The sequence below is a fragment of the Streptomyces sp. TSRI0107 genome (assembly GCF_001905845.1).
Taxonomy (GTDB): Bacteria; Actinomycetota; Actinomycetes; order Streptomycetales; family Streptomycetaceae; genus Streptomyces.
Genome location: NZ_LIVZ01000011.1, coordinates 22518 through 46308, shown reverse-complemented (window position 1 = coordinate 46308; position 23791 = coordinate 22518). Strand labels below are relative to the sequence as shown.

Annotated in this window: 24 protein-coding genes and 1 pseudogene; 8 read left to right on the top strand and 17 right to left on the bottom strand. The window is 73.0% G+C overall.

All coding sequences use genetic code 11. The features are described 5' to 3' along the window. Nucleotides 1-119: 119 nt before the first annotated feature. The 4 genes from AMK31_RS27780 to fabG all read right to left on the bottom strand — a co-directional run bounded on the left by AMK31_RS27780 (nt 120) and on the right by fabG (nt 4256). Nucleotides 120-803, bottom strand: a complete 684-nt coding sequence (locus tag AMK31_RS27780; protein WP_073943417.1) for a uracil-DNA glycosylase — start codon at nt 801-803, stop codon at nt 120-122. Nucleotides 804-895: 92 nt separating this feature from the next. Next, nucleotides 896-2482, bottom strand: coding sequence for an ABC transporter substrate-binding protein (locus tag AMK31_RS27775; protein WP_107468741.1), 1587 nt, complete (start codon nt 2480-2482; stop codon nt 896-898). A gap of 246 nt (nt 2483-2728) precedes the next feature. After that, nucleotides 2729-3481: an SDR family oxidoreductase gene (locus AMK31_RS27770; protein WP_073943415.1), complete on the bottom strand. Its 753-nt coding sequence runs from the start codon at nt 3479-3481 to the stop codon at nt 2729-2731. A 13-nt stretch (nt 3482-3494) separates the two neighbouring features. Next, entirely contained in the window at nt 3495-4256 is a 762-nt protein-coding gene (gene fabG, locus AMK31_RS27765) for a 3-oxoacyl-ACP reductase FabG (protein ID WP_073943414.1), read from the bottom strand. Between the two features lie 239 nt (nt 4257-4495). Between fabG and AMK31_RS40750 the strand changes: the two genes are divergently transcribed. Beyond that, the gene (locus AMK31_RS40750; RefSeq protein ID WP_073943413.1) at nt 4496-4996 is read left to right on the top strand and encodes an excalibur calcium-binding protein; all 501 of its coding nucleotides are present in this window, start codon (nt 4496-4498) and stop codon (nt 4994-4996) included. A gap of 637 nt (nt 4997-5633) precedes the next feature. Here the strand turns inward: AMK31_RS40750 and AMK31_RS27755 are convergent. Next, nucleotides 5634-6050: a DUF3037 domain-containing protein gene (locus AMK31_RS27755; protein WP_073943412.1), complete on the bottom strand. Its 417-nt coding sequence runs from the start codon at nt 6048-6050 to the stop codon at nt 5634-5636. Then, entirely contained in the window at nt 6047-6811 is a 765-nt protein-coding gene (locus AMK31_RS27750) for a HipA family kinase (protein ID WP_073943411.1), read from the bottom strand. Before AMK31_RS27750 ends, AMK31_RS27755 begins: the two co-directional genes overlap by 4 nt. Nucleotides 6812-6981: 170 nt before the next feature. Between AMK31_RS27750 and AMK31_RS27745 the strand changes: the two genes are divergently transcribed. Further along, nucleotides 6982-7446, top strand: a complete 465-nt coding sequence (locus tag AMK31_RS27745; RefSeq protein ID WP_073943410.1) for a Rieske (2Fe-2S) protein — start codon at nt 6982-6984, stop codon at nt 7444-7446. Here the strand turns inward: AMK31_RS27745 and AMK31_RS27740 are convergent. After that, a complete protein-coding gene (locus tag AMK31_RS27740; RefSeq protein ID WP_073943409.1) occupies nt 7433-8101 on the bottom strand; it encodes a cysteine hydrolase in 669 nt (222 codons plus the stop codon). The two genes, AMK31_RS27745 and AMK31_RS27740, sit on opposite strands and share 14 nt — an antisense overlap. A gap of 86 nt (nt 8102-8187) precedes the next feature. Between AMK31_RS27740 and AMK31_RS27735 the strand changes: the two genes are divergently transcribed. Then, nucleotides 8188-8655, top strand: a complete 468-nt coding sequence (locus AMK31_RS27735; RefSeq protein WP_073943408.1) for a pyridoxamine 5'-phosphate oxidase family protein — start codon at nt 8188-8190, stop codon at nt 8653-8655. Here the strand turns inward: AMK31_RS27735 and AMK31_RS27730 are convergent. After that, nucleotides 8618-9574 (bottom strand): LysR family transcriptional regulator, encoded by a 957-nt coding sequence (locus AMK31_RS27730; protein ID WP_073943407.1) that lies wholly within the window; start codon nt 9572-9574, stop codon nt 8618-8620. The two genes, AMK31_RS27735 and AMK31_RS27730, sit on opposite strands and share 38 nt — an antisense overlap. A 110-nt stretch (nt 9575-9684) precedes the next feature. Between AMK31_RS27730 and AMK31_RS27725 the strand changes: the two genes are divergently transcribed. Then, entirely contained in the window at nt 9685-10623 is a 939-nt protein-coding gene (locus AMK31_RS27725) for a DMT family transporter (RefSeq protein ID WP_198948586.1), read from the top strand. A gap of 47 nt (nt 10624-10670) precedes the next feature. Here the strand turns inward: AMK31_RS27725 and AMK31_RS27720 are convergent, their stop codons facing one another. After that, nucleotides 10671-12002, bottom strand: a complete 1332-nt coding sequence (locus AMK31_RS27720) for an aminotransferase class I/II-fold pyridoxal phosphate-dependent enzyme (RefSeq protein ID WP_073943405.1) — start codon at nt 12000-12002, stop codon at nt 10671-10673. 36 nt (nt 12003-12038) lie between these two features. On the opposite strand from AMK31_RS27720, the gene AMK31_RS27715 reads away from it, so the two are divergent. Further along, a complete protein-coding gene (locus AMK31_RS27715; protein WP_073943404.1) occupies nt 12039-12722 on the top strand; it encodes a pyridoxamine 5'-phosphate oxidase family protein in 684 nt (227 codons plus the stop codon). On the opposite strand, the gene AMK31_RS27710 is transcribed toward AMK31_RS27715, so the two are convergent. After that, nucleotides 12704-13609: a LysR family transcriptional regulator gene (locus AMK31_RS27710; protein WP_073943403.1), complete on the bottom strand. Its 906-nt coding sequence runs from the start codon at nt 13607-13609 to the stop codon at nt 12704-12706. The two genes, AMK31_RS27715 and AMK31_RS27710, sit on opposite strands and share 19 nt — an antisense overlap. A 119-nt stretch (nt 13610-13728) precedes the next feature. Here AMK31_RS27710 and AMK31_RS27705 point away from each other — a divergent pair, with 119 nt between their 5' ends. Next, nucleotides 13729-14229, top strand: a complete 501-nt coding sequence (locus tag AMK31_RS27705) for a cupin domain-containing protein (RefSeq protein ID WP_073943402.1) — start codon at nt 13729-13731, stop codon at nt 14227-14229. A 25-nt stretch (nt 14230-14254) separates the two neighbouring features. Here the strand turns inward: AMK31_RS27705 and AMK31_RS27700 are convergent, their stop codons facing one another. Both AMK31_RS27700 and AMK31_RS27695 read right to left on the bottom strand, forming a co-directional pair. Next, nucleotides 14255-15259: an EamA family transporter gene (locus AMK31_RS27700; RefSeq protein ID WP_073943401.1), complete on the bottom strand. Its 1005-nt coding sequence runs from the start codon at nt 15257-15259 to the stop codon at nt 14255-14257. 249 nt (nt 15260-15508) lie between these two features. Next, a pseudogene (locus tag AMK31_RS27695) lies at nt 15509-16021 on the bottom strand (Clp protease N-terminal domain-containing protein); the annotation flags it as partial. Between the two features lie 76 nt (nt 16022-16097). Here AMK31_RS27695 and AMK31_RS27690 point away from each other — a divergent pair. Further along, entirely contained in the window at nt 16098-16487 is a 390-nt protein-coding gene (locus AMK31_RS27690) for a type II toxin-antitoxin system Rv0910 family toxin (RefSeq protein ID WP_073943660.1), read from the top strand. A 91-nt stretch (nt 16488-16578) separates the two neighbouring features. On the opposite strand, the gene AMK31_RS27685 is transcribed toward AMK31_RS27690, so the two are convergent. The 4 genes from AMK31_RS27685 to AMK31_RS27670 all read right to left on the bottom strand — a co-directional run bounded on the left by AMK31_RS27685 (nt 16579) and on the right by AMK31_RS27670 (nt 21833). Then, nucleotides 16579-17217 (bottom strand): PadR family transcriptional regulator, encoded by a 639-nt coding sequence (locus tag AMK31_RS27685; RefSeq protein ID WP_073943659.1) that lies wholly within the window; start codon nt 17215-17217, stop codon nt 16579-16581. Between the two features lie 95 nt (nt 17218-17312). After that, nucleotides 17313-19025, bottom strand: a complete 1713-nt coding sequence (locus AMK31_RS27680) for an ABC transporter ATP-binding protein (RefSeq protein ID WP_073943399.1) — start codon at nt 19023-19025, stop codon at nt 17313-17315. Then, complete coding sequence (locus AMK31_RS27675; protein WP_079186953.1) at nt 19022-20890, bottom strand: ABC transporter ATP-binding protein; 1869 nt, start codon at nt 20888-20890, stop codon at nt 19022-19024. Before AMK31_RS27675 ends, AMK31_RS27680 begins: the two co-directional genes overlap by 4 nt. A gap of 46 nt (nt 20891-20936) precedes the next feature. After that, on the bottom strand, nt 20937-21833 hold the full coding sequence (locus AMK31_RS27670; protein WP_079186952.1) for an alpha/beta hydrolase: 897 nt from the start codon (nt 21831-21833) through the stop codon (nt 20937-20939). A 193-nt stretch (nt 21834-22026) separates the two neighbouring features. Here AMK31_RS27670 and AMK31_RS27665 point away from each other — a divergent pair, with 193 nt between their 5' ends. Then, complete coding sequence (locus AMK31_RS27665; protein WP_073943397.1) at nt 22027-22836, top strand: PhzF family phenazine biosynthesis protein; 810 nt, start codon at nt 22027-22029, stop codon at nt 22834-22836. A 71-nt stretch (nt 22837-22907) separates the two neighbouring features. On the opposite strand, the gene AMK31_RS27660 is transcribed toward AMK31_RS27665, so the two are convergent. Further along, the gene (locus AMK31_RS27660; protein ID WP_073943396.1) at nt 22908-23708 is read right to left on the bottom strand and encodes a CPBP family intramembrane glutamic endopeptidase; all 801 of its coding nucleotides are present in this window, start codon (nt 23706-23708) and stop codon (nt 22908-22910) included. Nucleotides 23709-23791: the final 83 nt, after the last annotated feature.

Below are 23791 nucleotides of genomic sequence, written 5' to 3'. Positions count from 1 at the left end.
CCGTCCCTCCCGACGCTAACCGCCCCCGCGGACAAACCGGACGAGGCAGCTCCGTACGACAGGAACGGGATCCGACGCGGCCGGACCGGCGGCGCCGGCCGGATCCGGCCGGGCCGGGGTCAGCCCAGGTTCGGGATGCGCCAGTCGATCGCCGTGTGGCCCTGCCGGGCGATCGCCTCGTTGATCTGGGTGAAGGGGCGGGAGCCGAAGAACTTCTTGGCGGAGAGCGGGGACGGGTGGGCGCCCTTGACCACGACGTGCCGGGTCTCGTCGATCAGGGGGAGCTTCTTCTGCGCGTAGTTGCCCCACAGGACGAAGACCGCCGGGTCGGGCCGGTCGGCCACCGCGCGGATCACCGCGTCGGTGAACTTCTCCCAGCCCTTGCCCTTGTGCGAGTTCGCCTCGCCCGCGCGGACGGTCAGCACCGCGTTGAGCAGCAGCACGCCCTGCTGGGCCCACGGCATCAGATAGCCGTTGTCCGGCACCGGCAGGCCCAGCTCCTCCTGCATCTCCTTGTAGATGTTGCGCAGCGACGGCGGGGTCTTCACCCCGGGGCGGACCGAGAAGCACAGACCGTGGCCCTGGCCCTCGCCGTGGTACGGGTCCTGGCCGAGGACGAGCACCTTCACCTGGTCGTACGGCGTGGCGTCGAGCGCGGCGAAGACCTCCTCGCGCGGCGGGTAGACGGGACCCTTCGCCCGCTCCTCCTCCACGAACTCCGTCAGCTCCTTGAAATAGGGCTTCTGCAGTTCGTCGCCCAGGACCCCGCGCCAGGACTCGGGCAGCATGGCGATGTCGGTCACGTCAACTTCCTTACGGTGTGCGGTCGCTTCCAGGACTCAGAACCTACAGGCGACCACTGACAACGCACCGCGCGGGCCGCGTGGGACCGGCCTCACCAGCTGGTCTTCCGGTCCAGCTCCCACATCATCATGATCGTCGACGGGTCGAGGGCCCGCTCCCCGCCGGAGATCTCCTCGCTCGCCGCGACGAACTGCTTGCCCTGCCACAGCGGCAGCAGCCGCACGTCGTCGACGAGGATCTGCTGGGCCTCCTCGAACTCCCGCTCCACCTGCGCCCGGTCGCTCTCCCGGCGGGAGCGGGGCAGCAGGTCACCGGTGATCTCCGGCGCCGGGTAGGGCGTGCCGAGGGCGTTCTCCTTGCCGACGAACGGCGCGATGAAGTTGTCGGCGTCAGGGAAGTCGGGGAACCAGCCGCGCCCGAACACCGGGTACTCGCCCTTCTGGTAGCCCTCGACGTACGTCTTCCAGGGCCGGCTCTTCAGGGTGATCTCGAACAGGCCGGACGCCTCCAGCTGCCGCTTCAGCTCCTGGAAGAGCACGGCGGTCTCCGAGCCGTAGCGGTCCGTGGTGTACCAGAAGGTCAGCGGGACCGGGTCGGTGATCCCCGCCTCGGTGAGGATCGCCTTGGCCTTGTCGGCGTCGGGGTCGCCGTAGTCGTCGAAGAAGCCGGTGGTGTGGCCGTTGATGCCGTTCGGGACCATGGAGTACAGCGGGTCCACGGTGTCCTTGTAGATCTTGTGGGCGATGGTCGGCCGGTCCACGATCTGGGCGACGGCCTTGCGCACGGCGGGCTTCCCGGCCCACGGGTCGTCGGGGTTGAACACCAGGTAGCTGATGTCGATGCCGGCGCCCTCGACCAGCTGCAGGGTCTGGTCGGGGTCCCTGGTCTGCAGGTCGACGATGTCGTCGGCGGCGAGGCCGCGGTAGGTGAGGTCGATCTGCTGGTCCTCGAGGGCCTTCACCATGGCCTTGGAGTCCTGGAAGTACCGGATGGTCACCGCGTCGTTGCGGCGCTCCGCGAAGCCCTCGTAGTGGTCGTTGCGGACCAGTTCGGCCCGGTCGTTCTCCTTGTACGACTTGAGGGCGTACGGCCCGGACCCGGTGACCTCGCCGCCCTCGCGCAGGGCGTCGGCGGGGTAGCTCTCGGGATCGACGATGGACATCGCCGGCGTGGCGAGCACGAACGGGAAGGTGGCGTCGGCCGTCTTGAGGTGGAAGACGACCTCGCGGTCACCGCGCGCCTGCACCCGGCTCAGGCTGCCCAGCAGCCCCGCGGGCCCGGAGGGCGCCTTGATGGCCAGGATCCGGTCGATCGAGTGCTTGACGGCGCGCGCGTCGAGCGGGCTCCCGTCGGAGAACTTCAGCCCCTTGCGCAGCTCGCACCGGTAGGTGCGGTTGGTGGTGTCGGTGAACTCGCAGCTCTCGGCCGCGTCCGGCTGGGGCGTGGTCGAGCCGCTCGGGTAGCTGAGCAGCGTCTGGTAGATGTTCCGGAACAGCTCCCAGGAGCCGTCCCAGGACGCGGCAGGGTCCAGGGTGCTGGGCGCACTGGTGGTCCCGACGACGATCGGGCCGCTCTCGGCCTCGTCGCCGTCCGAGAACAGGCCACAGCCGGCCACCAGGGATATGGAAGCGATCGCCGCCACTTGCCGCAGGCATCGGTTCCGGTTGAACACGCGCACGCTCCTCGATCTGCCATACCAAAGGTCGGCAGACACTACCGCAGCAACACGCCGCGTGGACCGTCCTTGCGGGAGGTGGTTGATCACCTTTCCGATGACGACGTTGTCAGCCTCCTTGCGAGCCTCAAACATGGGCACGGGCGCCGTTTCCGTCAACACCGATCGCGTCACGCGCGGAGCACGAAAAGGTATCGACGGGAAACGACGCCCGTGTGGCGGGCCCGGCGACCGCCGGGCCCCGGCGCGTCAGGCGACGCCCGCGTTGAGGAAGATGCCGCCGTCCACGACGAGCGTCTGACCGGTGACCCAGTCGGACTGCTCGGAGGTCAGGAACGCGGCGGCGCCACCGATGTCGGAGGGCACGCCGAGCCGCTTCAGCGGGTACGCCGCGGCCGCCTCCTCCTCACGGCCCTCGTAGAGCGCCTGCGCGAACTTGGTCTTGACCACCGCCGGGGCGATCGCGTTGACCCGCACCTTGGGCGCGAACTCGTGCGCCAGCTGGATGGTCAGGTTGATCATCGCGGCCTTGCTGACGCCGTACGCGCCGATGAACGGCGAGGGCGCGAGGCCCGCGACGGAGGCGATGTTGACGATCGCCCCGCCGTTGTCCTTCTGCCAGGCGTGCCAGGTCCGCTGGGCGAAGCCGAGCGCCGAGATCACGTTGGTCTCGAACACCTTGCGGGCCACGTTGAGGTCGAGGTCCGCGATCGGCCCGAACACCGGGTTGGTCCCGGCGTTGTTGACCAGGTAGTCGACCCGGCCGAAGGCCTCCATGGTGCGTTCGACGGCGAGCGCCTGGTGGGCCTCGTCGTGGGCCTTGCCCGCGACACCGATCACCCGGTCGGAGCCGAGCCTTTCGACGGCCTCCTTGAGGGCGTCCTCGGTGCGGCCGGTGATGCAGACCCGGTCGCCGCGCGCGACGAGCGCCTCGGCGACGCCGTAGCCGATGCCGCGGCTGGCGCCCGTGACGAGCGCGACCTTGCCGGAGAGTTCAGTCATGGTGTCGTGATCCCTAGTCGAGCGGTCCGCCGGCGACGTACAGCACCTGGCCGGAGACGAAGCCGGCCGCCTCGCCGGTGAAGAAGGCGATGGCGTTCGCGATGTCGTCCGGCTCGCCGACGCGCTGCACGGGGATCATCGAGGCGGCGGCGGTCTTGAAGTCCTCGAAGCCCATGCCGACCCGCTCGGCGGTGGCGGCGGTCATGTCGGTGGCGATGAAGCCGGGGGCGACGGCGTTGGCGGTGATGCCGAACTTGCCGAGCTCCTTGGCGAGGGTCTTGGTGAAGCCCTGCAGACCCGCCTTGGCGGCCGAGTAGTTGACCTGGCCGCGGTTGCCGAGCGCGGAGGACGAGGAGAGGTTGACGATCCGGCCGAAGCCGGCGTCGACCATGTGCTTCTGACAGGCCTTGGACATCAGGAAGGCGCCGCGCAGGTGCACGTTCATGACGGTGTCCCACTCGGACACGCTCATCTTGAACAGCAGGTTGTCGCGGAGCACGCCCGCGTTGTTGACGAGGATCGTGGGCGCGCCCAGTTCCTCGGCGATCCGCGCGACGGCCGCCTCGACCTGCGCCTCGTCGGAGACGTCGCAGCCGACCGCGAGGGCCTTGCCGCCCGCCGCGGTGATCTTCTCCACGGTGTCCTTGCAGGCGGCCTCGTCGAGGTCGATCACGGCGACCGCACGACCCTCGGCCGCCAGTCGTACGGCGGTGGCGGCGCCGATACCGCGCGCGGCACCGGTGACGACCGCGACCCGCTGCTCAGTGGTGGACATTGCTGCTTCTCCTCGCCCTTGGGATGCGGCTCCTGCGGTACGCCCATTGAGTGAGCGACCGCTTAGTACCTTCAGCAGACGTGACGCTAGAAGCCCTGGCACGCGGTGTCAACGCCCGATCGGGTGCGTGTGATCCATTACCCCCGCGCCATCCGATCGGCCTACCGCCACGCGCCGCCGCGCCGCCCGGCGCCTAGCGTCGAGGAGCGAGCCATTCGTGGCCGGAAAGGAGGCGCTCCATGCGCCGTCGCACCGGTGCCGTGGGCACGCTCTTCGCGCTCGTCGCGATAGTGCCGGCGGCCGGCCCCGCTCACGCGCAGGACCTGGACTGCACCCATTTCGCCCACCAGGAGGACGCGCAGGCCGTCTTCGACGCGGACCCGAGCGATCCGCACGGCCTCGACGAGGACACGGGCCCGGACGACGGGGTCGCCTGTGACGTGCTGGCCCGCCGCGGCGGCGACGACACCGGCGACGGTGACCTCGGCGACGGTGACATCTCCGCCACCACCCGCCCCAGACAGCCCGCGACACCCACGGCGCCCGCGACCCCCGGGGTGCCCGCCCCCGCGACCACCCTCGCCGCCCCCACGACCGCCGCCCCCACCCGCGGCGTCGCGGGCGGACTCGGCGGCGCGACCACCTCCGGCCCGAGCGGCTGGGACCTGACCGCAGGCGCCCTCTTCGTCGCGGCCGCCGCGCTCACGACCGGCTACGTGGTACGCCGGAGGAGACGCTGACCTGCGGGGAGCCCGCGCGGGACTGACGCAATGGCACACAGCTGCCCTGCTGCGGAACCGGCCGCTCACCAGCTTCGGCGACCGCACCACCGGCAACTTGGCGGCCGACGCAACAGCCGCTTCGCCGGGGACACCCGTCCCCGCACCGGCGGTTCACCAGCTGCCACCGGCGCCTTGCAGCACACCGCAGAAAATGCCCGGCCGAGGGCCCGAGCCCAGCATCCGCCGCTCGCCACCGGCAACCCGAGGGACCGGGGCAAACCGCCCCGCCAGGAACACCCGTCCCCACACCGACCGCCCACGGCCACCACCCGCAGCCCTTGATGGCGCGCCGCAGAAACTGCCCCGCCGAGGACCCGGCCACCGCACCCGCCGATCGCTGTCGGCGACCCTGGCACCCGGCCGCAGAAGCAGAGCGTCAGCGTCCCAGCCACCGCACCACCGGCAACCCTGGCGCACCGAAGCAACAGCCGCCCCACCGGGGCCACCTGCCCCGTACCGGCCGTCCACAGCCCCCACCCGCAGCCCTTGAAGCGCGCCGCAGAAACTGCCCCGCCGAGGACCCGGCCACCGCACCCGCCGATCGCTGTCGGCAACCCCGGCACACCACCCCGACAGCAGACCGCCGGTGGCACCTTCACCGCACCAGCAGGTCCAGCAAGCGCTCGGTCTCCGCGGTCGGGTCGGTCGTCAGGCCCGTGTGGACCGGGCCCGGTTGGACGATCGTCGAGCGGGGGGCGATCAGCCAGCGGAAGCGGCGGCCGGGGTCGTCGCCCGCGGCCTGTCCCGCCGCCTCGCCGCCGCCGCAGACGCTCTCGACGGCGCGCAGCGCGGCCCGGACGCCGGCCACGTCGGTCCGGGGGTCCAGGGCCAGCAGCCGGGCCTCGTCGAGGTGGGTGCGGGCGCCGACGTAGGCCTTGGCCCGGCAGTAGACGAGCACGCCCGCGTTGATGCACTCCCCGCGTTCGACGCGGGGCACGACCCGCAGCAGGGCGTACTCGAAGACGTCCCGGTCGCTGCGCCGGCTGCCCTTGATGATGTGGCGCTCGGTCACTTGGTCCCCTCGATGCCGTTGACGCGGTCGTGGATGACGGCGGCGCGCGCCAGCAGCGGCCGCGCGTACGCCCTTCTGAGGTCGTCCGGCGAGTCGAAGCCGGGCTCGTCGGCCAGCCAGGCGTCCGGGATCTCGGCGGTGACCTCGGCGAGCAGATCCTCGGTGACGCGCGGCGCGAGCTCGGCGGCGGCCGCGCGGACGTCCGGGGCGAACGGCCGCAGGGCGTGGTCGGAGGCGTCGTACGGGCGGGCGGCGGAGGCCTCGGCGGACGGCCAGTTGTGGTGCCAGATCATCGTGGCGCCGTGGTCGATGAGCCACGGCTCGCCCCGCCACATCAGCAGGTTGGGGTTGCGCCAGGAGCGGTCGACGTTGTTCACCAGCGCGTCGAACCAGACGATCCGCCCGGCCTCCTCGGGGCTCACCCGGAAGGCGAGCGGGTCGAAGCCGAGCGCGCCGGAGAGGAAGTCCATGCCGAGGTTGGTGCCGCCGCTGGACTTCAGCAGTTCCTGCACCTGCTGGTCGGGCTCGCCGAGCCCCAGGTCGGGGTCGAGGTCCAGCGTCACCAGCCGGGGCACGCGGAAGCCGAGGCGGCGGGCGAGTTCCCCGCAGACCACTTCCGCGACGAGGGTCTTGCGTCCCTGACCGGCTCCGGTGAACTTGACGACGTACGTCCCGAAGTCGTCGGCCTCGACGAGTCCCGGCAGCGAGCCGCCCTCACGCAGCGGCGTGATGTAGCGGGTCGCGATGACTTCCTTGAGCATCGCCCCAGGCTACTGGGGCGTCGGGGGCGGCCTGACGCGGCCCGGCCCAGCCCTGGGCCTCTTTGGGGTGAAGACCCGCGTGGCGGCTGAACCGGATCCGCTCCGGGGCCGTACTGCTGGACATCACATGCAGCCGACCGCACACGAAGTCCGCAGAAGGGAACCTCAGGATGCCCACGGAATCGCTTCAGCCCGGGTCGGGTCCGGCCCGTCGTACCGTCCTGGCCGCGGCCGGAGCGGCGAGCCTCGCCGTCACGCTGACCGGCTGCGGCTCGGAGGACGGCGGGAACGGCGGGAACGGCACGGACGCCGTAGACGCCGGAGACGGCGGTGACAGCGGCGCGACCGGCGCCGTGCTCGCCGCGACCACGGAGATCCCCCAGGGCGGTGGCAAGGTCTTCGCCGACGAGGGTGTGGTGGTCACCCAGCCGGCGGCGGGCGAGTTCAAGGCGTTCTCGTCGAAGTGCACCCACCAGGGCTGCGCGGTGCGGGACGTCAAGGACGGGCTGATCATCTGCCCCTGCCACGACAGTCATTTCTCGGCCACCGACGGCAGCGTCAAGAAGGGCCCGGCGACCAAGCCCCTGCCGCCCGCCGAGATCACCGTGCAGGGCGAGGAGATCAGGCTGGCGTGAGTGCGAGGGGCCAGTCCCGGCGCGCGCGTCCGAGGTGGCCCAGCACCTCGTCGGTGGTCGTGAGCGTGGCGACCAGGGCGAGGGTGTGCCGGATCATCGTGGGGGTGCAGTCGTCGGGCACCCCCGCGATGGCGTCGGTCGGCACGACCACGGTGTGGCCCAGGTTCACCGCGTCGAAGACGGTGTTGGGTATGGCCACGTTGGCGGAGACGCCGGTGACGACGAGGGTGCGGCAGCCGAGGTTGCGCAGCAGGGTGGGGAGCTCGGTGCCGTGGAGGGGCGACAGGCCGTGCAGCCGCCGTACGACCAGGTCTTCCTCGGTGACCTCGATCGGGGCCGCCACCCGGACCGCGGCGGTCCCGGCGAGCTGCCGGACCGGCAGCCGTTCGGCGGCGCGGAAGAGGCGGGCGTTGCGGCTCGGTCCCCGGCCGTCGGGGCGGCGCTCGGCGACGGCGTGGACGACCTGGACGCCGCTGCGGTGCGCGGCGGCGACCAGCCGGGCGACACGGTCGAGAGCCCCGGAGACGCGGGCGGCCCGGGCGAGTTCGGGCAGGGCGCTGTCCGGGCCGAGAACCCCCTGCTGGCATTCGACGGTGAGCACTACGGTGGTGGCGGGGTCGAGGGGCGCGCCGGGACCCTCGTACGACGACGTCATGGCGACCTCCACCGTTGCGCGGGGACGGGAGAGGGCCCATTCTGTTCTGACGCATCGTCAGACACCAGTCGGCCGAGGGGAATTCCATGTCCGTCACGCAGCGCCGGGGCCGGAAGATCATGATGACGCCCGGCGAGCTGGACGCGTTCCTGGCCGCCGAACGCACCTGCCGTGTCGCCACCGTCTCCGCCGACGGGACCCCGCATGTGAGCCCCCTCTGGTTCGTCTGGGACGACGGCTCGCTCTGGCTGTACTCGATCACCCGCAGCAAGCGCTGGGCGGACCTGCGCGGCGACGCGCGCCTCGCCGTGGTGGTCGACGCCGGCCGGGAGTACGACGAGCTGCGGGGCGCCGAGCTGTCCGGGACCGTCGAGTTCGTCGGCGAGGCCCCGCGCACCGGCGAGCCGCACCCCGGGCTGGAGCGGGTCGAGCGGCTCTTCGCCGGGAAGTACTTCGGCCTCGATACCCTGCCGCACGACGGCCGTCACGCCTGGCTGCGGCTGGCCCCGGACACGATCAGGTCGTGGGACTTCCGGAAGCTGGCGCTGCTCTAGGGGAAACGTCCGCCTGTCCGGCGACCCGCTTCCCCGCCGCGCGCAGCGCCCGCACCGCCGCCCGTATCGACGGCCGCCGGTCGGCGTCCACGCGCCAGACGACGTACACATGGCGGCGCACCCGCTGCCGCAGCGGGACGGTGACGACGCCGGGCGGCATCGGATGGCGGCCGAGCAGCGGCACCACGCACACCCCGAGTCCGGCGGCGACCAGCCCGAGCTGGGTGTGGGTCTCGGCGGCGCGGTGGCTGAGGGTCGGCTCGATGCCCTTGGACCGCAGGGTGAACATCAGCCACTCGTGGCAGAACTCGCCCTCGCCCCAGGTGATCCACTCGTCCTCGGCGAACTCGGCGAGGTCCACCTCCTCCCGGCCGGCCAGCGGATGGCCGACGGGCAGGGCGACGTCCGCGGGGTCCTCCAGGATGGACGCCTTGACCAGGCCGTCGGGCAGCGGCATCGGCTTGTTGTACCAGTCGAGGACGACCGCGAGATCGAGGTCCCCGCGGACCACGCCCCGGATGCCGTACTCGGGTTCCAGCTCGCACGAGCGCAGGCGCAGCGCGGGATGCTCGGCGCGCAGCGCGGCGAGCGCCGTGGGGAAGAGGCCGCGCGCGGCGGTCGGGAACGCCGACAGCCGCAGCTCCCCGACCACCTGACCGCGCTGCGCCTCCAGGTCGGACTGGGCGAGCTCCACCTGTGACAGGATCCGCGCCGCGTGCTCGGCGAGCAGCCGCCCCGCGTCGGTGAGGCGGACGCCTCTGCCGTGCTTCACCAGCAGCCGCTGGCCGACCTCCCGCTCCAGCTTGGTCAGCTGCTGCGAGACGGCCGAGGTCGTGACATGCAGCCCCTCGGCGGCACCGCTCACCGAGCCGTGCCGGGCGAGGGCGTCGAGGGTGCGCAGCCGGTCGAGGTTCAGCATGGACGCGATGCTACGACCGGGCGGTTAAGGCGACGGTTAAGCCGTGCTACGAGATATCCCGTGCGAATTCTCGATTGTGCTACGAGATCGACTCCCGCATCGTGGGCATCATGACCACCGCCGCCTCCACCACCCGCGCCCCCTCCGCCGCCCCGCCCCGGCCCCGCCGTGCCGTCGACTGGCGTGTCCGCTTCGCCGCGCTGTCGCTGATCTGGGGCTTCAGCTTCCTGCTCATCAAGGTGGGCACCGGGGCGTACGCGCCGTTCCAGGTCACGCTCGGGCGGCTGGTGTTCGGTACGGCGGTGCTGGCGGCGGCGATGGCGATGAAGCGGCAGCGGCTCCCGCGCGGTGCCCGCACCTGGGCGCACCTCACGGTCGCCGCCTTCCTCCTGAACGCGCTGCCGTTCTCCCTCTTCGCCTACGCGGAACTGACCATCCCGTCGACGCTCGCCGGCATCTGCAACGCCACCTCGCCGCTGTGGGGCATGGCCCTGTCCCTGGTCGCCCTCGCCGAGGACCGTCCGACCCGGCTGCGCGTCGCCGGTCTCGGCATCGGCTTCCTCGGCGTCCTCACCGTGCTCGGCGCCTGGCAGGGCTTCGCCGGACTGGACGCCACCGGTACGGCGATGGCCCTGCTGGCCTCGCTGAGCTACCCGATCGGCTGGATCTACGTCCGTCGCACGCTCGCCGGGGCGCCCGACTCCCACCTGTCCCTGACCGGCGCGCAGTTGCTGCTGGCCACGGTGCAGCTGGCGATCGTCACGCCCCTGTTCACCAGCGCGCCGACCGCGTTCCCGCTCGTGCCGCTGCTGGCCGTCGCGGCCCTGGGCGCGCTCGGCACGGGCGTCGCCGTGCTGCTCCAGTACGGCCTCGTCGCCGAGGTCGGCCCGACCACCGGCCAGATGGTCACGTACTTCATCCCCGTCATCGCCACCGCCGCCGGTGTCGCCCTCCTCGGCGAGCCGCTCGCCTGGTCGACGCCGGTCGGCGCGGCCATCGTGCTGGCGGGAGCGGCGCTGACCCAGGTGCGGCCGAAGGCGCGGGAGTAGCGGCGCACCCCCTGCGCGAGCAGCGGCGCCTCCCTGTGCGCACCGCCTCAGACATACCCCCGCGCCGGCGCCGGCCTCACCGCCGACGCGATCGCGTCCGCCAGCGGCTCCGTCTCGGTGCCGGTCAGCGCCGAGACGGTGACGCGGATGCCGGGCGGGGCGCTCATCCGGAAGCGGGCGCCGGGGGCGACGGCCCAGCCCGCGTGCAGCAGCCGGGCGACGGCTCCGGTCTCGTCGGGCACCGGGATCCACACGTTCATCCCGCTGCGCCCGTGCGCCGCGATCCCGCGTTCCGCGAGCGCGTCGACGAGCGCGTCGCGGCGACGCCCGTAGGCCTTCGCCACCGCCCGCGCGTCCACCGCTCCGTCGGTCCAGAGCCGGACGACCGCGCGCTGCACGATCCGGCTGACCCAGCCGGGCCCGAGCCGCTGGCGGCCGACCACCCGGTCGACGGTGACGGTGTCGCCGGTGAGCACGGCGAGCCGCAGGTCCGGGCCGTAGGCCTTGGCGACCGAGCGCACGAAGGCCCAGCGGCGGGTGGCGCCGGCCAGCGGGTGCAGCGGCAGGTCGACGATCCGGTACCCGTGGTCGTCCTCGATCAGCAGGGTCTCCGGGTGGTCGCGGAGCACGGACCGCAGGGCACGCGCGCGTGCGGCGGTGACCGCTGCGCCGGTGGGGTTCTGGGCCCGGTCGGTGACGATCAGGGCACGGGCCCCGCCGGCGAGGGCCGCGCGGACGTCGTCCGGGAGCGGTCCGTCGTCGTCGACGCCGACGGGCACCGTGCGCAGCCCGAGCGCCGGGACGAGGTCGAGGAGGCTGCCCCAGCCGGGGTCCTCGACGGCGACCGCGTCGCCGGGCTTGAGGTGTGCGACGAGCACCCGCTCGATCGCGTCGAGCGAGCCGGAGGCGACCGCGACCGGCCCGTCCGGCACCCCGTCGGCGTCGAGGTCGGCGCGGGCGATCCGGGCCAGCTCGGGCTCCACGGCCGCCTCGCCGTACAGCACCGGATGCCGGTCGCCCTGTCCGGCCGCCGCCGCGAAGGCCGGGCCGAGCGGTGGCAGCAGCGCGGGGTCGGGGTTGCCCGCGGCCACGTCGCGCACCCCCTCCGGCACCTCGACCCGGATGTACTCGCGTCCGGTGGTGGCCGGTTTGGCGCGCACCCGGCTGCCCCTGCGCCCGTCGGTCTCGATGACCCCGCGCTCGCGCAGGGTGCGGTAGGCGGCCGCGACGGTGTTCGGGTTCACTCCGAGCCGGGTCGCCAGCTCCCGCATCGGCGGCAGCAGCCGGCCGGGTTCCAGGTCGCCGGAGGCCACCGCCTCCTCGACGCTCGCGGAGATATCCGCTGCGCGCCACCCTCTGATCGGATATTCTCCTAGCACAAAGACGATTATGCACTAGTGCAATGGAGAGCGCCAATGCAGGCCACCCGGCAGACGGATGAGTCGCCCGCCGCCTACACCCCGACCGACCGCACCGTCCCGACCCGCTCGGCCGACCGCGCCCGGTACGACAGGGAGCTGGTGCACTCGATACTCGACGAGGGTTACGTCTGCCACCTGGGCTTCGTCCGCGACGGCGCCCCGGTCGTACTGCCGACGCTCTACGGCCGGGTCGGCGAGCGGCTGTACGTGCACGGCTCGACGGGTTCCCGCCCGCTGCGCATGACCGGCCAGGCCGACCCGGGCCTCCCGGTGTGCCTGACGGTCACCCACGTCGACGCGCTGATCCTGGCCCGCTCGGCCTTCCACCACTCGATCAACTACCGCTCGGTGGTGGTGCACGGCCTCGCGTACGACGTCACGGACCCCGACGAGAAGCGCGAGGCCCTGGACGCCCTGGTGAACCACGTGGTGCCGGGCCGGGCCGAGGACTCCCGCCCCGCCAACAAGAAGGAACTCGCCGCCACGGCCGTGATCCGCCTCGACCTGAACGAGGTCTCGGCCAAGCTGCGCACCGGCGGGGTGAACGACGAGCCCGAGGACCTCGACCTCCCCCACTGGGCCGGCGTCGTCCCGCTGCGCAAGGGGTACGACACGCCGGTCGCCGACGCCGCCCTGAAGCCCGGCACGCAGCTGCCCGGCTACCTCGCGGCGCTCTGACCCGGCCCGGGTCCGGCGTCCACCCGCGCCACCGCCGCCAGCAGGTGACGCAGCGGCGCGGAGGGCGGGCCCGGCGGCACGGCGAGCGAGGTGACGAGCGCCGGCCCGGCCAGCGGCCGTATCGCCACGCGCGGCACCGACGGCAGTCCGGCCACCTCGTAGAAGACCGTCCAGGAGGGGCTGCCGGCGCCGATCTCGGTCAGGGTCTCCTGGAGGGTCGTGAACGGCGGCCCCGGCACCGGTTCGGCGCCGGCCGCGCGCAGGGCGCCGGTCACCAGGTCGTGGAAGGGCGGGTTGCGCTCGCGCGGGGCGAGCCGCAGGGGCAGGTCCGCCAGCTGCTCCAGGCGCGGGGCCGGCCCGGCCGACAGCGGATGGCCGGCGGGCAGCGCCACGTACAGCGGGTCCTCCCACACCGGCAGGAAGACCGGCTCCGGCGCGGTCAGCGGCCCGCGGACCAGCGCCGCGTCCAGCTCCCCGGCCCGCACCGCGGCCAGCCGGTCGGCGAGGGGGAGCCGCCGCAGCCTGACCTTGAGCCGGGGGGCCACCGCGGCCAGTCCGTCCAGCAGGCGGTAGATCCGGTCGCCGGGGCCGTGCACGCTGCCCAGCCGCAGCACTCCGTCCGCCCCGGACACGATGCCGGCGGCCACCTCCCGCACCCGCCGCGCGGCGGCCAGCGCTGCCCGCGCCTCGGGCAGCAGCCGCTCACCGGCACCCGACAGCCGCACCCGGCGCGTGGAGCGATCGAACAGCGGCACACCGAGCTGCCGCTCGAGGCGGCGGATCTGCTGGCTCACGGCCGACTGCACGATGCCGAGCCGTTCCGCGGCCCGGCCGAATCCGCCCTCCTCGGCCACCGCCACGAAGTACTCGAGCTGCCGCAGCTCCACAGCTCCCCCATTCATCACGAACCGTGATCACCACCAGCGCCAACCGCCGCTGGTTCACGGTCTGTTCCCGCGTTCGAATGGAGACCCGGCCCGGCACACCCCGACAGGAGCCACGAGACATGACCCGGCGCACCGCCACCACCCACGACCCGCTGATCGTCCGGCCCGAGGAGGCCGAGCACGTGCCACTGCCGCACGGCGGCGGCTTCCGGCTGCTGGCCGACGCGAGCGCCACCGGCGGCACGCTGGGCGCCAACCGCCTCACCCTTCCGGAGGGCGCCGACGGAGCCCGGCCGCACCACCACGCGGCGTCGTCCGAGCTGTTCTACGTCCTCGACGGCACCGTGGACTTCTTCCTGGACGGGACGCTGACACCCGTCGGACCGGGCGGGCTGGTCGTCGTCCCGCCGGGGCTGCCGCACGCCTTCGGCGCCGCCCGCGGCCACAGCGCCGACCTGCTCGTGGTGCTGACGCCGGGCGTCGACCGGTTCGACTACTTCCGCGCCCTCGGCCGGATCGCCCACGGCGCCGGCTCCTTCGACGCCCTCCTGCCCGAGCAGGACCGCTACGACGTGCACTTCCTCGACCCGTCGGCGTGGGAGGCCGCCCGGGCCCGCTGACGGGTGCCGGGGCCCCGGCCGGGCGTCAGGTGGCCGTGCCGCGCGCGGACAGCTCCCGTTCCGGCGCGCCGCCCGCGACCGGCTCCGCGGCCCCCTTGGCCGGCGTCGAGGACTGTGCGATGAACGCGCCCACCAGGACCACCGCGCCGCCCACGACCTGCGGGGCGGACAGGTGCTCGCCGAGCAGCACCCAGGCCAGCACGGTGGCGATGACCGCCTCGAGGCAGGCCACGACCCCGGCGACCTGCGGTGACAGCCGGCGGACGGACAGCACGCCGGTGATGTAGGCGACGACCGTGGCGACGAGCACGATCCAGCCGAGCAGCAGCCAGGCCGCGACCGGGGTGCCGTCCATGCGCGCGGTGCCGGTGAGCACCGACCAGTCCATGCCCCAGGGCCGGGCGACGACGGTCAGCACGGCGGCGCCGACCAGCAGGCCGTAGGCGATGACGCCGAGCGGGTCGGGCGCGTCCTCGCCGGAGTCGCTGCCCTGGTCGGACAGGACGAAGTAGCCGACCTGGCAGCAGGCGGCGCCGAGCGCGAGCAGCAGGCCGAGCGCGTCGAAGCGGAGTCCCGACCACACCTCGACGACACAGGCGAGCCCGCCGACCGCGAGGACCACTCCGAGCGCCGCGGCCCGGGTCACCGGCCGCCGCTGCACGAACCGCACCCAGCCGAGGACCAGGGCGGGCGCCAGGTACTCGACGAGCAGCGCGACCCCTACGGGGATCCGGGATATCGCGGCGAAGTAGCAGGCCTGCACACCGGCCACGGCGAGCAGCCCGAACCCGGCGAGCAGCGCGGGCCGGCGGCGCAGCAGCGCGCGGTGGCGCACGGCGAGCGGCAGCATCACCAGGGCCGCGCCGGTCACCCGCAGCCAGACCACGTGCAGCGGGTCGAGGCCCGCCTCGATCAGCGGTTTGGCCGCGACTCCGGAGCCGCCGAAGGCGACCGCCGACGCGAGCGCGAGACCGAGGCCGAGGCCCTTCCCGCGGCTGCTGTGACTGCTCTCAGACGTATGCACCGGCACATGATGACAGGCGACGACATGACCGTCATCCCCGTTGACACCTGTCTCACCGGCTGGACCTCAGAGCCCGGGTTCGCCGCCCCGCACGTACGGCCGCGGCGCCCCCTCGAACAGCCGGCCGTCGAGCGATCCGTCGTCGAGAGATCCGCCATCGAGTGATCCGTCGGCAAGCGATCCGCCATCGACTGATCCGTCGGCGAGCGATCGACCGTGGAGTGATCGACCGTCGAGTGATCGGTCGTCGAGTGATCGGTCGTCGAGCCGTGTGCGCAGCTCCGCCACGTCGATCCCGGCCCGGCCCAGCACCTCGACCGCCCGTGCCCCGGGATCCACGACGATCCCCGCGAGCAGGTCGACCCCGCGGGCGGTGCGGTCGCCGCGCCGCTCGGCCCGGCCACGGGCGTACGACAGCGCGGCCGCGGCCACGGGCGAGAAGCCCTCGCAGCCGGGCACGACCGGGATCGCGCCGGAGTCCTCGACGCTGCCGTGCCAGCGCAGGCCGTAGCCGATGCTGCGCTGCACGAGATAGCCGAGCAGCCGGGCGAGCCGGGGGCCACCGCTGAGGGCGGCGCGGACGTCGGAGTCGTACTCCAGGAGCGAGTGGAGGAGATGGGCGGTGTCGATCTGCCCGTCCCCGTCGCGTACGGCCCTTCTGCGGGCAGCGGCGAGCACCGATGCCAGCTCGGCACTGAGCCCGGCATCGTCGTCCACGCGGTGGGCGCCGAGGTCATGGCCCGACTGCCGGGGGAAACGGGGTCGCACATCCCCCACCCCATCAGCCCTCGCCGATCGGGGCATCCCCGGCAGGACGCATCTTCGCGTCCCACGCGGAGCGGACATCCCTGGCCGGAATCTCCTCCTTACGGATGAGATCACGCACGCGGAGTGGAACGCCACCCACACCGCCTTCCCGCAGGGCGGCCCCGCGAGCCTGGAGGTGGGCGCGACCTTCCAGGAGAACATGAGGCTCGTGGGCTTCCCCGCCGAGGTCGAGTGGACCGTCGAGGAGGTGACGCCGGCCCGGGGGCTGGCGATCCGCGGCAAGGGTCCGATGGCCGTGACGGTGGCCACCCGCTACACCCTGACGCCGACCGGGGGCGGCACGGCGATCCGGATCGACGGCGAGTTCACCGGCGCCGCGGTGTCGTTGATGGCGGGCAAGCTGACGGACTCGGCGACGGCCGCGCTCCACGAGTCGCTGCGCAAGCTGGGCGGACCGGTCGGCTGACGGGACAGCGGCGGACGCCCGCCGGGCACGGGAGAGCGCCCCGCGGGGTGTCCGCGGGGCGCTCTCGTCGCCGTAGGGCCTGCGCAGCCGCTCAGTCCTCGTCGGCGAGGATGAGGTACAGCTTCTTGCGGGCGTCGTTGATGACGGCCAGCGCCTTCTCGCGCTGCTCGGCGCTGCCGGTCTTCCAGACCTGGCCGAAGGCCTCCATCAGGCCGAACCCGGCCTGGCGGATGTCGTTCAGCGCCTCCCAGTCGACCCCGCGCGAGGCCTCCTCCCAGGGGGCGTCCGGGCCTTCCTCGGCCGCCGTGCGGCCCGTCTCGGTGAGCGAGAACAGCTTCTTGCCGCCCTCGGACTCACTGACGATGAGACCCTCGTCCTCCAGCAGCTGAAGGGTCGGGTACACCGAGCCGGGGCTGGGCTTCCAGGCGCCGCCGCTGCGTTCGGCGATCTCCTGGATCATCTCGTAGCCGTGCATCGGCCGCTCCTTCAGCAAGGCCAGGATCGAGGCCCGTACGTCACCTCGCCGCGCCCTGCCACGCGGTCCGCCGCGCCCTCGGGGCCCCCAGGGGCCCGCACCGAATCCCGGTCCGCCGAAGCCGGGACCACCCGGCCCGAACGGGCCGAAGGCCGCACGCCGCCCCTCGAAACCGGCACCGAGGCCGCCACCGAAACCACCCCGGCCGTGACGGCCGGAACCACCGTGTCCACGCTCGAATCCGTGGGTACGCATGATCATCACTCCATTCGATCGCTGATCTGTCGCGTATCGCTCGCGATGCCTCAACGATATATCGGAACGATGCTTACGGCAAGGGGCTCGCTCGCTCAGCCTCCCGCCGGCGCCATGGAGATGCCCCAGAACTCGGCGTAACGGCCGCCCCGGCGCAGCAGCTCCTCGTGGCCGCCCTCCTCCACCACCCGGCCGCCGTCCAGGAACACCACGCGGTCAGCGCTTTCGACGGTCCGCATCCGGTGCGCGACCATCACCACCGTCCGGCCCGCCATCAGGCGCTCGATGCCCTCGTGGACGGCCGCCTCGTTCACCGGGTCGAGCGCCGAGGTCACCTCGTCCAGCAGCACGACGGGCGCGTCCTTCAACAGCGCCCGGGCGATCGACACGCGCTGGCGTTCACCGCCCGACAGCAGTGCGCCGCCCTCGCCGACACGCGCGTCCCAGCCGCCGGGCAGCCGCTCGATCACCTCGTCCAGCCGCGCCGCGGTGGCCGCCTCCCGCACCTCGGCGTCGGTGGCGTCGGGCCGGCCCAGCCGGACGTTCTCCTCGATCGTGCCGTCGAAGAGATAGACGTCCTGGAAGACGATGGCGATCCGGGCCATCAGCACCTCGGGGTCGATCGAGCGCACGTCCACGCCTCCCACGCGCACCGCGCCCCCGTCCACGTCGTGGAACCGCGCCGGCAGGTGCAGCAACGTGCTCTTGCCCGCGCCCGACGGTCCCACGACGGCGAGCCGCTGACCCTCCGGGACGGACAGCGAGACGTCGTCGATCACCGTGCGATCGCCCTGCCGGAAGACGACCGACTCGAACTCCAGGCCATGGCCTCGCGGCTGGACCGGTTCGGCGGCTTCCGGCAGCGGGGCGGTGCCGAGCACCGCGTCGAGCCGCGCCAGCACGGACCGGGCGCCGCGCAGCTTCCCGGCGATGTCCGTCAGCGACAGCAGTGGATCGGCGCAGCGGGCGGCCAGCACCAGGATCGTCAGGAGCTCGGCCGCACCGATGCTTCCGTCGAGCGCGCGGTAGGCGCCCAGGGCCAGCAGTCCGGTGAACGCGGCCTGCACGGTGAGCGTCAGGCCCACCGCGCCGGGCAGCGCCGAGAGCGTGGACCGGCGGGACGCTCGCTGGACGTCCCGCAGCGCGTCGTCGAGCAGCCGGAAGCGTTCGGTGGTCCGGCCACCGGCCCGCAGCACCGGCTGCGCCTGAAGGAACTCGATGACCCGCCCGGTGGCCTCGTGGTCGCGTTCCTCGCGGCGCGCGTCCTGAGCGGCCGTCGCGCGTGCCGTCCACACCTGGATCGCCGCCACGACCGGTACGGCGGCCAGCGCGGCCAGCCCCATCTGCCAGTCGAGCACCAGCATCACGACGACGATCGTCAGCGGGGTCACACCGGCCGAGACGAAGGGTGCCAGCAGATGCGCGATGACGCTCATCGCGTCCAGGACGCCACGACTGGCCAGGACGGACACCTCGCCGAGGCGACCCGAGCCGTACCAGCCGAGGGGAAGCCTCGCCAGATGGTCGCCGAGCCGGTGGTACATGCCGCGCAGCAGCGCGCTGCCGACGTGGAAGCCGGACAGGTCGCTGAGGTAGCGCAGCGCCGCGTAGACCGCGAACGCGATCCCGAACGCGGTCAGCCAGGGCCAGGCGTCCCCGGGCGTGCTCCCGAACAGCTCCCGCAGCACGGGAGCCAGCAGCGCGTAGGACAGGCCCTCGGCCACCGCGGTCGTCGTCATCAGAGCCACGGTGCGGCGCAGTGGCCGGGCGTACGCGCGGCCTAGCACGCGCAGCAGCATTCGGATCATCGGGAGTCGTCTCCTCGCGGTACGTCACCGTGGGCTTCGTTCTCGTCGGCGGTCGTTGATCGGTGGGATGGCCGGAGCGCGGCCGAACGATGGGACTGCCGGAGCACGGCCGATCGGTGGGCCTGCGGGATCCCGGCCGAACGATGGGACTGCCGGAGCGCGGCCGATCGGTGGGCTTGCCAGAAGTCGGCGAATCTGCCGTTCCGAGCCAGCAGTTCGGCGGGCGTGCCGCGCTCGACGATCGCCCCGTCCTCCAGCATCACGACGGTGTCGGCGTCGGCGATCGTCTCCAGGCGGTGGGCGATGACCAGAACGGTCCGCTCGCCGTGAAGCGTCGCCAGCGCCCGGCGTACCGCCTGCTCGGTGCGCGGATCCGCGAACGCGGTCGCCTCGTCGAGCACCAGCACGGGCGTGTCGGCGAGCAGCGCGCGGGCGAGCGAGATCCGCTGTGCCTCGCCGCCCGACAGGCCGGCGTCCTCACCGATCACCGAGTCGTAGCCGCGGGGCAGTTCGAGGACGCGGTCGTGGATGTTCGCCAGCCGGGCCGCGCGCACCACGTCGTCGAGGTGGGCGTGCGGTACCGCGAGGGCGATGTTGTCCGCGACCGACGCGCGCAGCAGCCGGACGTCCTGGAAGACGAAGGAGACCGCCCGGTACAGCTCCCGGCTGCCGAGGTCGCGCAGATCGACGCCGCCGAGCAGGACGGACCCGTGGGTGGGGTCGAAGAACCGCGGCAACAGCTGCACCAGCGTCGACTTCCCGCTCCCCGACGGTCCGACGATCGCAGTGACCGTGCCCGGCTCCAGGACGAGGTCGATGCCGCGCAGCACCTCGCGGTCGGCCGTGTAGCCGAAGCGGACGTCCCGCAGTTCCACCCGCCGCCCCTGGGGCGCCACCGGGCGCGCGGGCTCCGGCAGCGGCTCCGTCGCCAGCACCTCCCGGATCCGGCCGACCGCGCGGCGCGCCGCCTGCATCTCGTCGAAGCCGTGCCCGAGGGCGGCCACGGGAGCGGTCAGACCCAGTCCGAGCAGCAGGAACGGCAACAGGTCGGCCGGCGCCAGGTCGCCGTTCGTGATGAGGGCCGTACCGCCGGTCAGTACGACCAGCAGGACGAACGGCGGCGACAGCGCGAGCTGCATGCCCGCGGCGATCCTGGAGAGGCCGTGCACCCACCGGCCGAAGGTCTCGACGAAGTCGTCCGCGGCGGTGCGGAACGCGCGGTGGGCGCGCCCGGTCCCGCCGAACGCCTTGACCACCGAGATGCCCTGTACGAACTCGACGACGGAACCGGAGATCCGGGCCATGGCCCCGTCGAACTCCTCCTGCTCACGCAGCCGGGCCGGGGTCATCATCAGCGGGACCAGCGCCACGGCCAGTACCACCGGTACCAGGGTGATCAGCGTGAGCCGCCAGTCGACGGTGAACAGGTAGACCAGCGACGCCGACGGCACCACGAAGGCGGAGACCAGCTCGCCGGGGGTGTGCGCGATGAACGGGTGCACGGCGCCGACGTCCTCCCCGACCACCTTGGCCAGTTCACCGGTCCGGCGCCGGGCGAACCAGCCGATCGGCACACGCCCCAGCCGCGCGGCCAGTTGCCTGCGGAAGGTCAACTGCACCTTGCCGTCCAGGAGATGGCCGATGCCGGACGACGCCGCCGTGAACACCAGCCGGACGAACAGGCCGACCGCGCCCGCGATCACGACCGTCCGGACATGGTCGCGGTCGACCGGTCCGGGCTCCAGCAGGGTGCGCCCCAGCTCCACGACCGCGAGCAGCGGCGCGAGACCCGCGAGAGCGCCGATCACCTGAAGGATCACGACGGCCGCGAAGGTCCGTGCATACGGGCGCAGCAGCCGCCCCATGCTCTCTTCCACAAAATCGCTCTTCGTCTCGGCGGTCACCACCGCCTCACCCGGTGAGGGCACGGCGCAGGGCGCCGCCGATCTCGGCGAGCTGTCGCTGCGAGACCTCGGCGGACTGGATCGCCAGCGACCCGTGGAAGGTGCCCGGCCACTGGTGCAGCTCCACCGGCACGCCCGCCTGGAGCAGGCGCAGCGCGTACTCGATGCCTTCGTCGCGATTCGGATCGAACTCCGCGGTGGCGACGTAGGCCGGCGGCAGACCGGTCAGGTCGTCGGCCCGCGCGGGTGCGGCGTACGGCGTGGCGGGCTGGGAGCCCAGGTAGTGCTCCATCGCCGCGACGCGCACGGCACGGGTGTTCCAGGGCGTGTCGGTGAAGTTCCGCGCCGACCACGTCCGCTGCCGGTCGTCGAGGGTGGCCTCGTTGAGCAGCTGGAAGCGGATCGGCGGCCCCTGCTCGTCGCGGGCCCGCAGGGCCACCGCGGCCGCGAGCGCGCCGCCGGCGCTGTGACCGCCGACCGCGATCCGGTCCGGGTCGACGCCGAGCTCGGCGGCGTGCCGGTGCGCCCAGGTCAGTACGGCGTGGACGTCGTCCAGGGCGGCCGGGAACCGGTGCTCGGGCGCCAGGCGGTAGTCGACGCTGATCACGACGGCGCCGGAGAGTCGCGCGATCGGGGCGGCCCAATGGCGTTCGGTGTCCAGGTCGCCGACCACCCATCCGCCGCCGTGCAGCCAGACGACGGCACCCCGCGCCTGGTCCGGGCGGTAGATCCGCACCGGCACGTCCGGATCGGCGGGCACCGTGCGGTCCTCGATCTCCAGTCCCGTGGTGTCGGGTTCCGGCCTCGCGGCGGCCAGCTCGGTGTAGGTCTTGCGGTAGGCGACCGGATCGGTCAGGTCGAAACTGGGGAGCAAGGGGATGAAGGCTTCGAGTTCGGGATCCATGCCGGTCATCCTCACCGGCACCGGCCCCGAGGGTCATCCGCCAACCGTCGGGCAACTGGCCCTGCCGGCGCGCCGATTGGCGCCACGCTCGGCGCGAGGAGCCGGACCGGGGACCACCACCGCCCGCGAAATCAATCCAACACTCGCGAATTGGCCTTGGTCCGCGGCTCCACCGAACCCCTAGCGTCATGCCATGCGGATTCGAATCGTCGACGCCTTCACCGACCGTCCCTTCGCCGGCAACCCGGCGGGGGTCCTGCTCCTCGACGCCTACCCGGACGACGCCTGGCTCCAGAACGTGGCCATGGAGGTCAACCACGCCGAGACCGCCTTCGCGCACCGCCTGCCCGAGGGCGGCGAGGCCGACTGGGCGCTGCGCTGGTTCACCCCCGTCTCCGAGGTCGCGATGTGCGGCCACGCCACACTCGCCACGGCCCACGTGCTGCACACCACCGGCGCCCACGAGGGCCCCGTCCGCTTCGCCACCCGCAGCGGCGTCCTCATCGCGACACCCCGCCAGGACGGCTCGATCACCCTGGACTTCCCCACCGCCCCGCTCACCCCCGTCGACGTGCCGGACGGGGTCGCCGAGGCCCTGGGCGCGGTACCCCGCGCGGCCTTCGACACCGGCCCGAACGTCGGTGACCTGCTGCTCGAACTCGCCGACGAGAAGACGGTGCACGCCCTGGCACCCGACCACAAGGCGCTCGCCGCGTACTCCCGGCGCGGCATCATCGCCACCGCCCGCGCCGACGACCCGGCCCGCGGCCACGACTTCGTCTCCCGCTGCTTCTTCCCGAACGTCGGCATCGACGAGGACCCGGTGACCGGCAGCGCCCACACCGCGCTCGCCCCGTTCTGGTCCGAGCGCCTGGGCCGCACCACGCTGACCGGCCTCCAGGCCTCACCGCGCTCCGGCCGGGTCCACGTCGAACTGCGCGGCGACCGCACGCTCCTCAGCGGACACGCGGTCACCGTGATCGAGGGCGAACTGCACGCCTGAGGAAGGCGAGAAGAGGACACGAGAAGGGGGCGTACGAAGCAGCCGTACGCCCCCTCCCCCAGCCCGGTCGCTCACGCCGTCGGCAACCAGTCCACCCGGCCGGCCAGCAGCGCGTACCCGACGAACGCCCCGATGTCGAGCAGCGAGTGCGCCACCACCAGGGGCCCCACCCGGCCCCAGCGCCGGTACAGGTGGACGAAGACGACGCCCATCACCAGGTTGCCGATGAAGCCTCCGATGCCCTGGTAGAGGTGGTACGAGCCGCGCAGGACGGAGCTGGCCATCAGCGCGCCGCCGGGCGACCAGCCCAACTGGTTCAGCCGGCGCAGCAGATAGCCGACCACGATGACCTCCTCCACGACGGCGTTCTGCACCGCCGAGAGGATGAGCACCGGGTACTTCCACCACACGTCGGGCAGCGCCTCGGGCACCACGGTGAGGTTGAAACCGAGGCCGCGCGCGGCGAGGTAGAAGGCGATGCCGGTACTGCCGATCACCGCGGCGATCGCGGCACCCCGGCCCAGGTCCGGCCAGGGCCGGGTGCGGTCGAAGCCCAGGGTGCGCAGGCTCTCGCCCTCGCGCAGCAGGAAGTGCGCGACGAGGGCGACCGGCACCAGCGCGGTCGTGATGCCGAAGAGCTGCCAGGCGAGGTCGAGCCAGGGGCGGCCCGGCGCGGCCGAGGCGTTGAGCGTGGCGGCCTGGTCCTTGAGGCCGCCCGGTCTGGTCACCGAGCCGATGAAGCTGATCAGCGCGGAGACCCCGCTGGCGCCGAGCGAGAGCGCCAGTACCAGCAAGGTCTCGTCCCGCAGAACCCGCCGCCCGGGCCGCTCCAGCGGGGAGGAACCAGCCACCGCGTCCGAGTCCGCCTGCACTCTGCCTCCCGTTGCCTCACACCCGCCACACCCGCGACGGCTGGAGACAGAGCTTACGAACCTCCCCACCTCACCGAGCCCTC

Bases quoted from the DNA above. Each gene is read 5' to 3' on its own strand.
- AMK31_RS27730 (WP_073943407.1), bottom strand. From the start codon at position 9,574: ATGCTGAACCTCGACCGGCTGCGCACCCTCGACGCCCTCGCCCGGCAC.
- AMK31_RS27675 (WP_079186953.1), bottom strand. From the start codon at position 20,890: ATGGGGCGGCTGCTGCGCCCGTATGCACGGACCTTCGCGGCCGTCGTG.
- AMK31_RS27735 (WP_073943408.1), top strand. From the start codon at position 8,188: ATGTCCGTCACGCAGCGCCGGGGCCGGAAGATCATGATGACGCCCGGC.
- AMK31_RS27705 (WP_073943402.1), top strand. From the start codon at position 13,729: ATGACCCGGCGCACCGCCACCACCCACGACCCGCTGATCGTCCGGCCC.
- AMK31_RS27725 (WP_198948586.1), top strand. From the start codon at position 9,685: ATGACCACCGCCGCCTCCACCACCCGCGCCCCCTCCGCCGCCCCGCCC.
- AMK31_RS27665 (WP_073943397.1), top strand. From the start codon at position 22,027: ATGCGGATTCGAATCGTCGACGCCTTCACCGACCGTCCCTTCGCCGGC.
- AMK31_RS27715 (WP_073943404.1), top strand. From the start codon at position 12,039: ATGCAGGCCACCCGGCAGACGGATGAGTCGCCCGCCGCCTACACCCCG.
- AMK31_RS27750 (WP_073943411.1), bottom strand. From the start codon at position 6,811: ATGCTCAAGGAAGTCATCGCGACCCGCTACATCACGCCGCTGCGTGAG.
- AMK31_RS27685 (WP_073943659.1), bottom strand. From the start codon at position 17,217: ATGCGTACCCACGGATTCGAGCGTGGACACGGTGGTTCCGGCCGTCAC.
- AMK31_RS27745 (WP_073943410.1), top strand. From the start codon at position 6,982: ATGCCCACGGAATCGCTTCAGCCCGGGTCGGGTCCGGCCCGTCGTACC.
- fabG (WP_073943414.1), bottom strand. From the start codon at position 4,256: ATGTCCACCACTGAGCAGCGGGTCGCGGTCGTCACCGGTGCCGCGCGC.
- AMK31_RS40750 (WP_073943413.1), top strand. From the start codon at position 4,496: ATGCGCCGTCGCACCGGTGCCGTGGGCACGCTCTTCGCGCTCGTCGCG.
- AMK31_RS27670 (WP_079186952.1), bottom strand. From the start codon at position 21,833: ATGGATCCCGAACTCGAAGCCTTCATCCCCTTGCTCCCCAGTTTCGAC.
- AMK31_RS27770 (WP_073943415.1), bottom strand. From the start codon at position 3,481: ATGACTGAACTCTCCGGCAAGGTCGCGCTCGTCACGGGCGCCAGCCGC.
- AMK31_RS27740 (WP_073943409.1), bottom strand. From the start codon at position 8,101: ATGACGTCGTCGTACGAGGGTCCCGGCGCGCCCCTCGACCCCGCCACC.
- AMK31_RS27680 (WP_073943399.1), bottom strand. From the start codon at position 19,025: ATGATCCGAATGCTGCTGCGCGTGCTAGGCCGCGCGTACGCCCGGCCA.